The 16,515-nt window shown below is 33.3% G+C and carries 13 protein-coding genes; 4 read left to right on the top strand and 9 right to left on the bottom strand.

The window, feature by feature from the left end; genetic code table 11:
• Window positions 1-570: head GIN domain-containing protein (locus tag AAC053_RS11000; protein WP_339756352.1), on the top strand; the 570-nt coding region annotated here is incomplete at its 5' end.
• Between the two features lie 130 nt (window positions 571-700).
• Here AAC053_RS11000 and AAC053_RS10995 read toward each other — a convergent pair.
• From AAC053_RS10995 to glgA, 9 genes are all read right to left on the bottom strand, one after another.
• Window positions 701-943: a hypothetical protein gene (locus AAC053_RS10995; protein ID WP_339756349.1), complete on the bottom strand. Its 243-nt coding sequence runs from the start codon at window positions 941-943 to the stop codon at window positions 701-703.
• Window positions 944-1,000: 57 nt separating this feature from the next.
• Window positions 1,001-2,383 carry an MFS transporter gene (locus tag AAC053_RS10990; RefSeq protein ID WP_339756347.1) on the bottom strand — a complete coding sequence of 461 codons (1,383 nt, stop codon included), beginning with the start codon at window positions 2,381-2,383 and terminating at the stop codon, window positions 1,001-1,003.
• 68 nt (window positions 2,384-2,451) lie between these two features.
• On the bottom strand, window positions 2,452-3,279 hold the full coding sequence (locus AAC053_RS10985; protein ID WP_339756344.1) for a M48 family metallopeptidase: 828 nt from the start codon (window positions 3,277-3,279) through the stop codon (window positions 2,452-2,454).
• Between the two features lie 81 nt (window positions 3,280-3,360).
• Window positions 3,361-5,766, bottom strand: a complete 2,406-nt coding sequence (locus tag AAC053_RS10980; RefSeq protein WP_339756341.1) for a TIM-barrel domain-containing protein — start codon at window positions 5,764-5,766, stop codon at window positions 3,361-3,363.
• Between the two features lie 237 nt (window positions 5,767-6,003).
• Window positions 6,004-7,914 carry a 1,4-alpha-glucan branching protein GlgB gene (gene glgB, locus AAC053_RS10975; RefSeq protein WP_339756339.1) on the bottom strand — a complete coding sequence of 637 codons (1,911 nt, stop codon included), beginning with the start codon at window positions 7,912-7,914 and terminating at the stop codon, window positions 6,004-6,006.
• Between the two features lie 3 nt (window positions 7,915-7,917).
• On the bottom strand, window positions 7,918-9,549 hold the full coding sequence (locus AAC053_RS10970) for a trehalose synthase (RefSeq protein WP_339756336.1): 1,632 nt from the start codon (window positions 9,547-9,549) through the stop codon (window positions 7,918-7,920).
• A gap of 3 nt (window positions 9,550-9,552) precedes the next feature.
• Window positions 9,553-11,490, bottom strand: a complete 1,938-nt coding sequence (locus AAC053_RS10965; protein ID WP_339756333.1) for an alpha-1,4-glucan--maltose-1-phosphate maltosyltransferase — start codon at window positions 11,488-11,490, stop codon at window positions 9,553-9,555.
• A 117-nt stretch (window positions 11,491-11,607) separates the two neighbouring features.
• Window positions 11,608-12,873 (bottom strand): glucose-1-phosphate adenylyltransferase, encoded by a 1,266-nt coding sequence (locus AAC053_RS10960; protein WP_339756331.1) that lies wholly within the window; start codon window positions 12,871-12,873, stop codon window positions 11,608-11,610.
• Window positions 12,874-12,876: 3 nt separating this feature from the next.
• Complete coding sequence (glgA, locus tag AAC053_RS10955) at window positions 12,877-14,082, bottom strand: glycogen synthase (protein ID WP_339756327.1); 1,206 nt, start codon at window positions 14,080-14,082, stop codon at window positions 12,877-12,879.
• A 280-nt stretch (window positions 14,083-14,362) separates the two neighbouring features.
• On the opposite strand from glgA, the gene msrB reads away from it, so the two are divergent.
• The 3 genes from msrB to lpdA all read left to right on the top strand — a co-directional run bounded on the left by msrB (window position 14,363) and on the right by lpdA (window position 16,501).
• Complete coding sequence (gene msrB, locus AAC053_RS10950; protein WP_339756325.1) at window positions 14,363-14,845, top strand: peptide-methionine (R)-S-oxide reductase MsrB; 483 nt, start codon at window positions 14,363-14,365, stop codon at window positions 14,843-14,845.
• 32 nt (window positions 14,846-14,877) lie between these two features.
• Entirely contained in the window at window positions 14,878-14,970 is a 93-nt protein-coding gene (locus tag AAC053_RS10945; RefSeq protein WP_339756323.1) for a DUF1572 family protein, read from the top strand.
• A gap of 154 nt (window positions 14,971-15,124) precedes the next feature.
• On the top strand, window positions 15,125-16,501 hold the full coding sequence (gene lpdA / locus AAC053_RS10940; protein WP_339756320.1) for a dihydrolipoyl dehydrogenase: 1,377 nt from the start codon (window positions 15,125-15,127) through the stop codon (window positions 16,499-16,501).
• Window positions 16,502-16,515 lie beyond the last annotated feature (14 nt).

Here is a 16,515-nt window from a genome sequence, read left to right as displayed (position 1 = left end):
CCAATGGACTTTAAATTAGTTCAAGGAACAGAAGGTGAAATTTCTATCAAAGGAGATTCTAACCTTATGGAATACATTATTATTGAAGTAAAAGGGGATAAACTTATTGTAAAGGTAAAAGATGGTTATAATTTAAAACCAAGTCAAAATATAGAGATTACAGTACCTTACAAATCTATAAGTTCTGTTTCATTAGCTGGTTCAGGCGATATAGAAAATAGTGGTATTATTAAGGCAGACAAATTTAAAGTTGCCTTAGCTGGATCTGGAGATATTAAACTAAATGCGGCATCTCAATCTTTAGAAAGCAGTATAGCTGGCTCTGGAGATATAAAACTGATTGGCTCTACAAAAAACTTAACAACTAAAATTGCAGGTTCTGGTGATTTTGACGGAAGTCATTTAAAAAGCACTAACGTAACAGCAAAAATTACAGGTTCTGGTTCTGCCAATGTGGTAAGCAATGGTGAGCTTAAAGTTAGAATAACAGGTTCTGGAGATGTAAAATACTCAGGCAAACCAACAAATAAAGACACAAAGATAACAGGTTCTGGTAGTGTGAGCAACTAATGTTTTATAATCAACCAAAAATGAAAAGGATGAGCGTTTGCTTGTCCTTTTTATGTCTTACTTTTTCGTTTTAAAGTAAAGCCTTCTATTAATTTATATCTTTACCACATTCCCTTTTTAACCAGTTTTCTTAATGAGGAATATCCTTCTCAGTCACAATCGATTTGCTAAGAGCACCTCCTTGGTCTCCAATAAAAATGCCTGATATAGGTTCTAAAAATTTTATATTCTTTTCAATCTCAGGAGTATAAAATGTTGTGGTGTTATCAGCCACATATCCTTTTAAAAAATGTAAACTTTCTTTAAAATCCCTATGACAAATATCCTTGTTTAAACAGGTAGATATTATTAACAATGCTAATGTTAAAAGCATTAGATTTTTAATCTTCTTCCATTTTGTAAAAGGCAAAAAATCAACTTTTCGTTTATGCTAATCATTTAACCTAGGTACTCTAAAAAGCAGAACAATACCAGCAATAAAAAATACGACAAGAAACAAAATAGCATTACGCATGCTACCTGTAACTTGATCTATCGTTGCAAAAATCACCATACCAATTACAATACCAATTTTTTCTGCGACATCATAAAAACTAAAATAAGATGTTGTGTCTTCCGTTTCTGGCAAAAATTTAGAATAAGTAGATCGTGCTAAAGATTGTACACCTCCCATTACTAAACCTACAAGAGAAGCAGCTATATAAAACTGCATTGGTGTCTCCATATAATAGGCATAGAAACATAATCCCATCCATACAAAATTAATAACAATAAGCGTATTTATATTTCCAAATTTTGAGGATGCTCTCGATGTTAAAAAGGCACCTAAAATAGCAACTAACTGAATTACTAAAATGCTAACGATTAAACCTTGTGTTTTCGCCTCAGAACTTCCCCAAGCTATTTCTTCTTCTCCAAAATATACAGCAACTAGCATAATAGTTTGTACTGCCATGCTAAACACAAAAAACGCAGCTAAATATCGTTTTAATCTTAAATTTTGCTTTAACTGAACCCAAACTTGATTCAATTCCTTTAAACCATTAAACACTACAGATTTTGTAACTTTATGACCTTTTGAAGATCCTTTTGGAAGTACATAAAATGTGTATTGACTAAACAGTATCCACCATAAACCCACAGTAATAAAGGAAATTCTCATAGCTTCGAATGAAGCATTGTTTTTAGCATCTTTCATTGCTTCAGCAATTTCAAACTCAGTACCAGTTTCTGTAATAGTTTGAGAAATACTAGTGTGAAAACCAAACCAATCTGGCTTCATTACCATCGCTAAATTAACAAGTAGTAAAAGTACACTTCCTAGATAACCCATGCTGAATCCTTTAGCACTAATGCTATCTTGTTGTTCTGGATGAGCTATGTCTGGCAAGTATGAATTATAAAACACTAAACTTCCCCAATAACCTATTAAGCCCATAAAATAAAATAAAAGACTTAAATGGATATGTTCAATACTAAACCAATACAATCCTATACAACCTAAGCCACCAACATAACAAAAGAACTTCATAAAATTCTTCTTGTTACCGACATAGTCTGCTACACCAGAAAGAATTGGTGATGTAAAAGCAACAACTAAAAATGTAAAAGCTGTTACATAAGTAATCAGTGCCGTACTTTTAAAAACCATACCAAATGCAGATACTGTTTTCTCAACTTGCCCTATAAATAGTGCCGAATAAAATATGGGAAATATTGACGAAGCAATTGTTAAAGTATAAACAGAATTTGCCCAATCATAAAACGCCCAAGCATTAAGAAGTTTTTTACTTCCCTTTTTAAGTTCACTCATAATATTTGAAATAAAAAAACTGCCCTTTATGAGCAGCTTCTAAAGTAATCAAATATTTATAATAGGTATTAATTTATAGGTCTAAATGATGTTATACCATATTTCTTTGCTTCAGCCTTAGCTTTTGGAGCTAATGCCTTCAAATTTTGAATTCTTGAATCATTACTTGGATGCGTGCTTAAAAACTCTGGTGGTGCTTGTCCTCCACTATTCGCTTTCATACGTTGCCATAATACTGAGGCTTCTTCTGGGTTGTATCCTGCAATTGCCATTAAATAGATTCCTATTTTATCGGCTTCGGTTTCGTGTCCTCTGCTAAAAGGAAGCGTTCCCGCTACATTTGATACGATGCCATAAGACTGATTAAATATGCCTAGAGCTTGTTGATCTTTAGATAAAGCAATGTTACCTGCAACAGCCAAACCTTGTTGAATATAAGCAGCACTCATACGTTGTTGCCCATGGTTTGCCAAAGCATGTGCTACTTCATGTCCCATAATTGCGGCAACACCTGTCTCGTTCTGAGCAATAGGAAGAATACCAGTATAAAAAGCTACTTTACCACCAGGCATAGCCCAAGCATTTACCTGGTCAGATTCTATTAAACTGTATTCCCACTTATAATCGTCAAGATAACCCTGAAAACCGTTAGCAGTTAAATAGCGCTCGGATGCAACAGCAATACGCTGACCTACTCGCTTTATCATCTCAGCATCTTTAGTACCTGTAATGATTTTATTCTCAGATAAAACCTGATTGTATTGTGCAAAAGCAGAAGGAAATAACTGATCGTTACCTACAAAAGCTAACGTTTTTTTTCCTGTAAATGGATTTGTTGCACAAGACAAGATTAAGATAACAATCCCAATATTTAATATTATTTTTTTTAATTTCATAGCTAATGGTTTATTATAATTACTAAAATACAAAAATCAATTCATACAATTAGACACCTGATTTTTGAAATAGTCACTTCACTATTGACCAATGATATGAAGCTCTGAGAAATTTTTATCAATAACAAAAGAACATGTTCCATTAGACTTTAATTGTTTTAAAGATATGATCTCGTTATCTAACTGAATTTCAACAATTTCAAATGGTAAACCATGAATTTGAACCTTGAAAGTATCGTAAGGAGTAATAAATTTACCTTCCTTATGTTGGTTAATAATTAACTCATTAGTTCTACCTGTTAAATGGAATGTTCTTAAACTAAAACGTCCTTTTGTATAATCGAAACCATCATTTGCATCACTAAATAATTCACTCTTCTCTTTACCCTTTTTGTAGTAAACATCAAGAATAATTTCCTTTATTTCTTTCTCTCCTACATATTGCTGAATTGGATATTTAGGTACAATTGCACCTTCTTTTACAAAAATTGGCATACTGTCTATATCTGCATCAGCCCACATTTCTTTTCCTCCATTAACGATCTTATCTGTCCAAAAATTGTACCAATTTCCTTTAGGAATATACATTCTTCGTCCTTTAGCATTCGGTTCTAAAATAGGACAAGCTAATATTTGCTCTCCAAAAATAAACTCGTCTGTTCTATAATGCGTTTGCACATCTTCTTGATCGTATAATACCAAGGATTTTAAAAGAGGAGTTCCATGATCTACATAGTTCCAAAATGCGGTATATAAATATGGTAAAAGTTGGTAACGGATTTCTATAAACTTTCTTACTATGTCAGTTACATCTTCATCGAAAGCCCAAGGTTCTTGGTCTCCATGATCACCGGAAGAATGTACTCTAAAAAATGGGTGAAAAACACCTAGTTGCACCCAACGTGTAAATAACTCTCCTTGTGGCTGTTCTGCAAAACCTCCGATATCACTCCCAGCAAAAGAAAAACCAGACATAGCCATACGTTGCGCTTGTATATTTGCAATCCACAAATGCTCCCAAGTTGCAACATTATCACCTGTCCAAGTTGATGTATAACGTTGTGTACCTGAGTATGCAGACCGTGTAATAACAAATGGTCGCTTTGGATAGGCGTATTTTTTTAAGCCTTGGTATGTTGCTCTTGCCATTTGCATACCATAGATATTGTGTGCCTTTCTGTGACTACAAGGATTGCCATCATAATCATGTCTTACATCATCTGGAAATGTTTTATTTGGCACTTCCATTACCGCTGGCTCATTCATGTCATTCCAAACACCTTTAACACCTATATCTTCAATTAGTTCTTTAAACAAACTAGACCACCAATCTCTAACTTCAGGATTTGTAAAATCTGGGAAATAACATTCACCTGGCCAAACCTTACCTTTCATATAGGCTCCATCTGCACGTTTACAGAAATAATCTTTTTCTAAGCCTTCTTTAAAAACTGAATAATCTTTATCAATTTTAATACCTGGATCAATAATAGCAACGGTTTTAAATCCATCATCTAATAGCTCTTTAACCATTCGTTTTGGATTAGGAAAATAGGTTTTGTTCCATGTAAAACATCGGAATCCGTCCATATAATCAATATCTAAATAAATAGCGTCACATGGGATTTTAAGTCTTCTAAAGGTTGAAGTAATTTCTTTTACTTTACTCTCTGGATAATAACTCCATTTACATTGATGAAATCCTAATGCCCAAAGTGGTGGTAAATGGTGAGGTTTTCCTGTTAAATCTGTATAACTCTCTACAACATCATTCATTTTGGGACCGTAGAAAAAGTAATAATTCATCTCACCTCCTTGTGACCAGAAACTTGTAACATTTCTGCGCTCTTGTGCAAAATCAAAAGAAGATCTAAACGTATTATCAAAGAAAATTCCATAAGCCTTACCATGGTGTAAACCTGTGTAAAATGGAATAGCTTTATAAATTGGATCTGTATCTTTTCCGTAGGCATAAGAATCGGTCACCCAATTATCATAACGCTTCCCTTTTAAGTTAAGATGATTTGGTTTATCTCCTAGTCCATAATAACTCTCACCATCATTGGACACTTTGCTCATTTTCACAATGTTACCACCATGCTCATAACTTTCTTCCCAATGAAACCCTCCTTCATCTTGGTTAATAAGTGATCCGTCTTTAGCATCGTAAATAGACACTTTAAGGTTCTCTTTAGAAATTTCGCAACGCAACTTAGACGTAATTACTTCATAACGGTCTTTTCTTTCTACAATTTCTAGTTTATTATAGCCGATACTAGCATATTTTGTTATTGCATAAGAAAAATCATTATCAAAATTACCAACTGTAGTATATCTAAAACGTAGAAGACTGTCTCTTACAACGGTTAACTGAAGTATAACATCATTATCCGTTGAAAAGTACAAAGTGTCAATATCCTTTTTAAAATCTATTATTTTTGCAGGAAACAAATTCCCTTTATTTTCTAATTCTGTATTTACAATCATAGGTTAATTTCATTTGTAAATGAGTTGTAAAAAAACGGAAAAATTAGAACTATTGAAAGCCTTGAACTTAGTATTTATATGGAATTGTTAACTATAACGTTTTCGGTCAGAGATTTTGATATAATGTTAGTTTTTATGAAATATTTTAATAAAAATATATTGCGTAATTAGTGAAAACAAAAAGACTCTTTAGGCTTTAAAAACTTGAAGGGTCTATTATTCTAAACTTATAAATTATTATTTCGAATATTTAAAAGCCACCATTCCCAGAGGCGGAATATCTACTTCAATGGAGTAATCTCTAAAATGCCAAGCGTCTGCTTTTGTAGTTTTCATTTTGTTATTGTATTGTCCACTACCAAAGTATTTCTTTAAATCACTATTAAAAACTTCATTGAGTTTGCCTTTTCTAGGCATACCCAATTTGTAGCTTTCTTTAGGAATTGGTGTCATATTACAGGCAATAATTAAATCGTCTTCCGTGTTATTCCCTTTTCTGATATATGTAAATACTGAATTCTCAGAATCATTATAATCAATCCACTCAAATCCTTCTGCTGAAAATTGCTTTTCGTGCAAGGCTGGTTCTTTTTTGTATAAAGCGTTTAAATCTTTAATGTATGTTTGTACTCCTTTATGAGGATTGTATTCTAACAAATGCCAATCAAGACTTTTTTCAAAATTCCACTCACTACTTTGTCCAAATTCTGCTCCTTGAAACAAAAGATTTGTACCAGGATGTGTAAACATATAACTATACAATAATCTTAAATTTGCAAAGCGTTGCCACTCATCACCAGGCATTCTTCCTAAAATAGATTTTTTACCATAAACCACTTCATCATGGCTCAAAGGCAACATAAAATTCTCTGTAAACGCATAGGTCATTGAGAAGGTTAAATCTTTCTGATGGTGCTTTCTATAAATTGGTTCTTTAGCAAAATACTGTAAAGTATCGTGCATCCAACCCATCATCCATTTCATGCCAAACCCTAAACCTCCCATAAATGTTGGCTTAGATACCATTGGAAATGCTGTGGATTCTTCAGCAATAGTTTGCACATCTGGAAATGATGAATATACAGCCTCATTCATTTCTCTTAAAAACGACATGGCTTCTAGGTTTTCTCGTCCTCCAAACATATTTGGCTCCCATTCGCCATCTTCTCTACTATAATCTAAGAATAACATCGATGCAACAGCATCAACACGCAAACCATCTGCGTGGTATTGGTCTAGCCAAAATATAGCATTACTAATTAAAAATGATTTTACTTCGTTACGTCCATAATTAAAAATCAAACTCTTCCAGTCGTTATGATAGCCTTTTTTAGGATCTGGATGCTCATATAGTGCTGTACCATCAAAGAAGCCAAGTCCATGTGCATCTTCTGGAAAATGTGACGGCACCCAATCCAAAATAATTCCAATATCGTTCTGGTGAAATTTATCTACTAATAGTTTAAATTCTTCGGGGAAACCAAAACGTGATGTTGGTGCAAAATAGCCTGTAACTTGGTAGCCCCAAGAAGGATCATAAGGAAACTCCATTACTGGCATTAACTCTACATGAGTAAAATTCATGTCTTTTACATATTTGACTAATTCATCAGCCATTTCTATATAAGACATAAATCTCTCCTCTTCTATTTGTTTTTTCCAAGATCCTAAATGCACTTCGTAAACAGAATATGGTGCGTCTAAAGCATTGTGTTTTTTACGCTTTTTCATCCATTTGTTATCCTTCCAAGTGTATGGCTCATCCCAAACGATAGAAGCTGTTTTAGGATTGTGTTCTGAACGTCTAGCATAAGGATCTGCCTTCTCCGTTTTAATATCGTTATAATTACTCTGAATCTTGTATTTGTATTTACTACCTTTTCCTGCTCCAGGAACAAATCCCTCCCAGATTCCACTAGAATCCCAACGTACATTTAGTTTGTGCTCTCCTTCAACCCAAAAATTAAAATCTCCAATGACAGATACCATTTTAGCATTTGGAGCCCAAACTGCAAAATAAACACCTTCTTCTCCATCTACTGTAGTGATGTGTGATCCAAATTTTTCGTATAAACGATAATGTTTTCCTCCTTTAAAAAGATTAATATCGAAATCTGTAAAAAGACTGTGAGCAATTACTTTTGCCATAAATTAGTTGTTAATAATGTTCGAAATTCCTTTTAATGGAATCACTGCCCATTTCGGACGTGAGTTAAGCTCATAGCCTAATTCGTAAACTGCTTTTTCGAGCATTGCATATTTTAATAAAAAAACCCGCTCTTGGTTATAACCTATATTAAGATTTGCTTCTTGAATCTTAACTATATAAGTGCCTAAAAAAACACTTTTCAAATACTGATATAGAATTTCACCAGCTTCAAAAAGCGACTCTTGTTCTTGTTTGTATGATTGTATATTATTGAATATTGTTGCATAAATTGCATAATGAAATGAACGAAACAAACCTGCTATATCCTTTAATGGTGGCTGCTTTACCTTTCTATCTCTAATGGTGCTTTCTGGCTCGCCTTCGAAATCTAAAATGTAAAAATCATCATCCTTAACCAGAACTTGACCCAAGTGATAATCTCCATGCACACGAATACGTTCTCCTTTTAGTTTTGTCCAATCAAAATCTACAAAACGCTTACGAATAATGTTCTTTTTTTCTAAAAATTCATTTGCTAATTCTAATGCTAAGCCATCGAGCTTATACAAGCTATTTTCAACCGTATTCAATCTATTTTGAAATTGATACAAGAGTCTATTCTTTAACCAAACTTCATAATCTCCGTTAAAATGTGAGGGTGTAAAAGCTGTATCTTCGAACTCACTACCAAGAGCGATATGCATTTCAGCTGTTCGTTTTGCTAAAGTCTGAATTTTAGAAAAGATATTCAACCCAACCCAATCAATAATTTGTGCTGGTACATCTCTAATTTCTAATCTGCCAAAATCTTCAGTCTTAGGTAATTTAGATATATCAATTTTTTTTAATTCTAAATTTGAAAATACTTTATGAAATTCAGAGAGCATATATTCCCATGCATCACCTTGATTTTCTACCATTGCTTGCATTAAACCAATTGTAATATTGGTATTGTCACTATCTTTTATTTGAATACTCCCTAAATACGCAGGTATGTTTTTGAAATCTTTTTTATCAGACAGAAATCGACTCATTTCATAATCGGGATTTCGATCTGCATAGATGCGTCTAAAAAATTTAAGCACGTATTTTTCGTTATAAACGATTGAGGTATTGCTTTGCTCCATACCCATATAGCGTGAAGATTTATATAGGCAATCCTTAAATAACACACTTTTATGGTAACGTACGCGTGTTTTATCTTTTGGTAATGCGGTAAGAATACGCTCAAAAACTACTTTTCTAAAGGCCTCCAAATTAATAGCATCAATAATAAAACCCTTTTGGTTTTGAATGCTTATTGGTAAAATTCTATCGTCTTGAGCAAAACTCTCGTCAGAAACAAAAGCTATGGGTAAAAAATAATGTTGATAGAAGGCTTCTGTAAAATTTACTTCTAAAATTAAACCATAATAGACTTCACCATCTTTCTGGATTCTAAAATACTCGGCTAATTCTATGTATTTAAGTTTACTGGCTTTACCTCCATACCAACGTTGCTTAACAATATAGTTTTCTAGCACGTCTGACAAAAACACTTTTATAAACTCTTTGTTTTCTAAAAGTTCCTCCCATTTATCATTAAAGTTGTATAGTGGTTGAAGCGTTGTTGTTTTTATCTCTTTTTTTGCCATCCCTTATTTATTTATCTTAAAGATATGAAAAGGAAGCGTTGGATGCAATTCTACAAAATTCCATTCGCTATGCCAATTGTAACTACTTTCAGTTACTAAATCTTCAACTTGCAGACGATTACCAGCGTCTATTCTTAAATCACTTAATGGTAATTGAATACTCCCTTGTTGCGCATAATATTGGTCTAAACTAATAATTATTAAGAGCTCATTAGTCTTATCGTCATTCCATTTATAAAATGCTAATAGGTTATCATTTTCTATGTTGCAAAACCTAATATTATTGGTTTGTTGTAGGGCTTCATTTTGATTACGAATAGCATTAATTTTTGAAATTAGAAGTGGTAATTTCCCTTCTTTAAACCAATCGTAATGGCATAATTGGAATTTCTCAGACATATAATACTCCTCTTTACCAGGAATAGCATCATCAATCATTTGCTCAAAAACAGGCCCATAAATCCCTATACTAGAGCTTAAGGTTGCTGCCAGCGCATAACGCTGAAGATACTTAGACTCATTAGCTCCTTGCAAATGATATGGATTAATATCTGGTGTATTTGGCCAGAAATTGGGTTGCATATACTCGCGTTGTTCTGTCTGTGTTAATTCGGTAAGATATTCTATAAATTCTTGCTTTGTATTTCTCCAGGTAAAATAGGTATAGGATTGTGTATAGCCTTGTTTGGCTAATTGCTGCATTACTTTTGGTCTTGTAAATGCTTCAGCTAAGAATAATACATCTGGATGCTTTTGTTTTACTTGGGCAATCAACCAGTTCCAAAAATAATAAGGTTTGGTATGTGGGTTATCTACTCTAAACACATTGACTCCACAGTCTATCCAAAAAAGCATAGTGTCTAAACACTCTTTCCAAAGATTTTTATAATCTTTACTTTCCCAATAAATTGGAAGTATATCTTGGTATTTTTTTGGTGGATTCTCAGCATACTGAACTGTTCCGTCTGGTCTCCATTTAAACCAATCTGGATGCGAATCTACCCAAGGGTGGTCTGGTGCAGCTTGCAATGCGTAGTCCATTGCTATTTCTATATTGAGCTCTTTTGCTTTTTTAATTAATCGTTTAAAATCTTCTACAGATCCTAATAGTGGATGTAAGTCTTTGTGTCCACCATCTTTTGAACCAATTCCCCATGCAGAACCTACATCACCTTCTTTAGCTTCTGTTGTATTATTTTTGCCTTTTCGATTAACTTCTCCAATAGGATGAACAGGGGGAAAATACAAAGTATCAAAACCCATTTGTTCTATTCTAGGTAACAGACGCTCACAATCTATAAAAGTACCATACTGGCCTTCAATTTTTGAAGCTGAGCGTGGAAAAAATTCATACCAAGTACTAAATCTAGCCTTTTTTCTATCTACATAAACTTGTAATTCTTTGGATTCGTTAGATAAATGTTTCTCAGGATACCTCACAAAAATACTGTGAAGTTTAGAGCTCATAGCTTCTTTAATTGCTTCCTTGTATTTGCTTTCACCTTTAAAGCAATCTATACAATGCTTTAAATAGTCTTTTTCTTCTTTAGTTCCTTTTTTTAGTAAAGGTTTTAAATAAGCTATACCTTCTAATAATTCTGATTTTACGTGTTGGTTATCATTTATTTTTCGCTCTATACCATGTTGCCAATTTAGTGCATAATCTACCCAACCTTGTACTTTATAATTGTAAAAACCTTGTTTTTCAACAGAAAAAGACGCTTTCCACTCGTCATTACCGACTTCGTACATTCTGGCTTCATTCCATTTTTTAGCTTTTTCGTGCTTAAATAAAACAGAAGAAGCGATCACATCGTGTCCATCTACTAGAACATTAGCATCTACATTTACTATTTCATTTACAATACGTTTTATGAAAAATTCTCCACTATTAATTTGTGGCTTAACGGCATCAATAACAACTCGTCTTTGGTTTTGCATTTTGTTGAATAATTGAGTATTACAGAAGCAAAACTAATAAAATTAGCTTCACTTTTGTTTAATATAATGCGGAATTCTTAACTACATCGTTTGAGTAGAAACAAAATACTTTTTTTTCTATATAACTGTGCCTGATGGAATATAAGCATCCTTCTTTACAACCACTATTCCGTCTTTTATAAAGTAACTATCAGTTTCTAAGTCTTTAAAATGTTTTCCTCCATTTATTCTTACGTCGTCACCAATTCTACAGTTTTTATCGAGAATAGCATTCTTAATAAAACAACGTTCACCAATACCCATAAATGTATTGATTTTTTTAGCTTGTATATCTTCTAAAGATTCGTAATAATCATTTCCCATCATATAACAATTTATGACCGTTGATTCTGCGCCAATTCTTGAACGAATGCCTATTACAGAACGTTCAATTTTAGCAGCGTGAATTAAACAACCATCTGCAATAACTGTTTTATCTAGTAAAGTTCCAGAAATTTTTGATGTTGGTAATATTCTTGCATTTGTATATATACGCTGATTATTATCGTATAAATTAAATTGAGGAATCTCGTCTGTTAATCCTAAATTGGCTTCAAAAAACGAATCTATATTACCTATATCTGTCCAATAGCCTTCGTATTGGTAACTTAACGTTTTGTGTTTTTCTATCGCACCAGGAATTATTTCTTTACCAAAATCAACAGTACCAGGTTCTTTCATTAATTTTACCAATAAGTCTTTATTAAATATATAAATACCCATTGAGGCTAAATAATTTCTTCCGCTAATTTGCATATCTTCACTAACGTTAGAGGTCCAATCTGATAATAATGATGCTTCTGGCTTCTCTATAAAAGACTTGATGATATTATTTTCATCGGTTTTTAGTATTCCAAATGAAGTAGCATCTTTCGCATCTACAGGGTAGGTTGCAATTGATATTTCTGCGCCACTGACCTCATGTGCATCTATCATTTCATTAAAATCCATTTGATACAATTGATCACCCGATAAGACTAAGGCATACTCAAAATCGTGAGCCAAAAAATGATGCATACTCTGGCGTACAGCATCTGCTGTACCCTGAAACCACTCACCACTATGAATAGTTTGCTCAGCAGCTAATACATCTACAAACGCTGAACTAAAAAAACTGAAGTGATACGTGTTTTTTATATGCTTGTTTAATGATGCAGAATTAAACTGTGTTAAAACAAACATTCTTTTAATATTTGAATTAATACAGTTTGAAATTGGAATATCTACTAATCGATATTTCCCAGCAATTGGCACTGCTGGTTTGGATCTGTTCTCTGTAAGTGGGTATAATCGTGATCCTTGGCCTCCGCCTAAAATGATACTTAAAACTTTATTGTTTATCATTTCTTATCTTATTAAAGATTTATATATAGCTTCTGTTTGTTTTGCAATGGCTCTCCAGTCGAAAAATTCTTCTACTCTTTTTCTACCTTTTTTTGCCATTTCATTACATAGTTCTTTATTATTAACAACTTTGTTAATTCCTTTAGCTAAATCCCGAGAAAACTGATCTGGATTTACAGGTTCAAAAGGTGCTGATTTTTGTTGTTCTAAGTTAATCAATATTCCAGTTTCTCCTTCAACAACAACTTCTTTTATTCCACCTACAGCACTCGCGACAACTGCCGTTTCGCATGCCATCGCTTCAATATTTATTATTCCAAAAGGTTCATAAATTGACGGACAACAAAATACATTAGCGTGGGAATACAATTGAATAACATCTTTCTTATCTAGCATTTTATCAATCCAAATAATATTATCTCTAGCCATAGAAGCTTCCTTTACACTATCTTCCATTTCCTTTGCAATTTCAGGAGTATCTGGTGCACCAGCACATAGAATAACTTGCGTATCTGTATCTATATATTTAATAGCATTCACTAAATGAATGATGCCTTTTTGACGTGTAATTCTTCCTACGAATAAAACGTAGGGCTTGTTTTTATCTATACCATATTTTTTTAGAACAGATGTTTCATTAACAACAGCGTACTCTTTTAAATCAATACCATTATAGACCACTTCAATTTTACCTTCATCGACATCAAAATGTTTTAAAACATCTGCTTTTGTTTCTTTAGAAACGGCAATGAGAACATCTGCCATTTCAATAGCTGTTTTTTCAATCCACGAAGACGCATCATAACCTCTTCCTAGCTGTTCTCTTTTCCACGGCCTTAAAGGCTCTAAAGAGTGTGTTGTAATAACTAAAGGAACACCATAACATAACTTAGCCATAATGCCTGCAAAATGAGAATACCAAGTATGGCAATGCACAACATCTGCATTAATCTCATCAGAATTCATGCTTAAGCATGTACTTAAAGTTTTAAAAACGGCCTTTAATTTATCGTTAGCATTATCAAAAGCTAGATTTTCAAACGAAAATCCTTTTACACTCAAACTATTGCTAGTAATATCTTGATCACCAAAAGCTCTAACCTCTATCTCCATTAACTTTGCTAGTTCAGCTGCTAAATATTCAACATGTACACCTGCACCTCCATAGACGTAAGGTGGAAATTCTCTTGTAAAAAATAATGCTTTCATTGAGGGTAATACTGTAAGTTATTAATATAGTTTTAGACTAATCTTATGGCTTTTATTTTTAGAACTAGAATCTGAATTTACAATTAAATATTAAAATGCTAGATTATAAACTAAGTTAAATTTAACTGTAATGAATGATTAACAAGAATTAGCCAAAATTTACCTAATAAAGCAAAAATATAATTGATTTGTTGAGAAATATAAATTTCAAAATTTGAGAAATCTTAAAATATTTATGAAACTAAAAAAGAACCCTTAACTTTAAATAAAAAAGAAAACTATGAAACATACATTATTAGCTCTATTACTGAGCTTACTTTTTAGTTGCAATACTTCTGCACAGAAAATTGAAACCAAAGAAAAGGAAACTTTCTCAGTGACAAAAACCGAAACACAATGGAAAGAACAGCTTACAGAAAAACAATATTATGTACTAAGAAAAGCAGGCACAGAACGACCTTTTTCTAGCCCACTAAACAAAAACTATAAAAAAGGGGTTTACCATTGCGCTGCATGTGATACTCCATTGTTTAAAAGTGACCATAAATTTGACTCTGGCACTGGTTGGCCAAGTTTTGACAGAGAAATTGAAGGAAACGTAACTTATGGCTCAGACAATAACTTAGGTTACAGTAGAGACGAAGAACATTGTGCAACTTGTGGAGGGCATCTAGGTCATCTGTTTAACGATGGCCCAAAAGAAACTACAGGAAAGCGTCATTGTATAAATGGAGTGGCTTTAAAATTTGTTTCTGAAGAATAAAAATAAATACTTGAAATAGGAGTTGGGATTCTATGCTTGAAGACATTAATAGACAAATGACGCACTCTGCTTATCATGTCGGTCAGATTGTGTTTTTAGGAAAATTGGTAAAAGGTAAAGGTTAGGAATCTTTATCTATTGTAAAAGGAAAATCAAAAAGATTACAACAAAGATAAATTAGAAAAAGACAAAGGGCAAAGACATTTTGCTGAAGACCTTTAATATTACGTTTTGGTTTTGTAAATTCGTAGCTTCAAAATTCAACTAAAAAATTGACGCATGAGTAAATACGATATTATAGTTTTAGGAAGTGGTCCTGGTGGCTATGTTACTGCAATTAGAGCATCTCAACTAGGTTTTAAAACAGCAGTTATAGAGAAAGAAAGCCTTGGAGGTGTGTGTTTAAATTGGGGTTGTATTCCTACAAAAGCACTTTTAAAGTCCGCTCAGGTTTTTGAATATCTTAAACATGCTGAGGATTATGGCTTAAAGGTAAAAGACGCTGAGCACGATTTTGATGCTGTAGTAAAGCGAAGTCGTGGTGTTGCTGACGGAATGAGTAATGGTGTAAAGTTCTTAATGAAAAAGAATAAAATTGACGTTATTGAAGGTTTCGGAAAACTTAAAACCGGAAAGAAAATTGATGTTAATGGGACTGAATATTCTGCTGATCATATAATTGTGGCTACTGGAGCTCGCTCTCGGGAATTGCCTAGTTTACCACAAGATGGAAAAAAAGTAATTGGTTATAGACAGGCCATGACTTTAGATAAACAACCTAAGAAGATGATTGTAGTAGGCTCAGGTGCTATTGGTGTTGAGTTTGCTTATTTCTACAACTCTATGGGAACAGAAGTTACCATTGTAGAATATTTGGATAAGATTGTTCCTGTTGAAGATAATGATGTTTCAAAACAATTGGAACGTAGCTTTAAAAAATCTGGAATTAAAATAATGACTTCTGCAGAAGTGACTTCGGTTGATACATCTGGTAAAGGTGTTAAAGCTACGGTTAAAACTAAAAAAGGAGAAGAAGTATTAGAAGCAGATATTTTATTATCTGCAGTTGGTATAAAATCTAATATTGAAAATATAGGGCTAGAAGATGTTGGTATTGCTGTAGATAGAGATAAAATCTTAGTTAATGATTACTACCAAACAAACATTCCTGGTTATTATGCTATCGGAGATGTAACTCCAGGACAAGCTCTTGCACATGTTGCTTCTGCTGAAGGCATTCTTTGTGTAGAAAAAATTGCTGGACAACATGTTGAAGCGTTAGATTATGGAAACATTCCAGGTTGTACGTATTGTTCACCAGAAATTGCTTCAGTTGGTTTAACAGAAGAACAAGCAAAAGCACAAGGTTTAGATGTGAAAATTGGCAAATTCCCATTCTCAGCATCTGGTAAAGCAAGCGCTAGTGGTGCAAAAGATGGTTTTGTGAAAGTAATTTTTGATGCTAAATATGGTGAATGGCTAGGTTGCCACATGATTGGTGCTGGAGTAACAGATATGATCGCTGAAGCCGTTTTAGGTCGTAAACTTGAAACGACAGGACACGAAGTATTAAAAACAGTGCATCCTCACCCAACTATGAGTGAAGCTGTTATGGAGGCTGTTGCAGCTGCTTATGATGAAGTAATACATCTTTAAGCTAGAAGCTAGAA

The organism is uncultured Winogradskyella sp. (genome assembly GCF_963975125.1).
GTDB lineage: Bacteria > Bacteroidota > Bacteroidia > Flavobacteriales > Flavobacteriaceae > Winogradskyella.
Note: the sequence above shows the minus strand (reverse complement) of the source record. Positions and strands in the feature narration are given on the sequence as shown.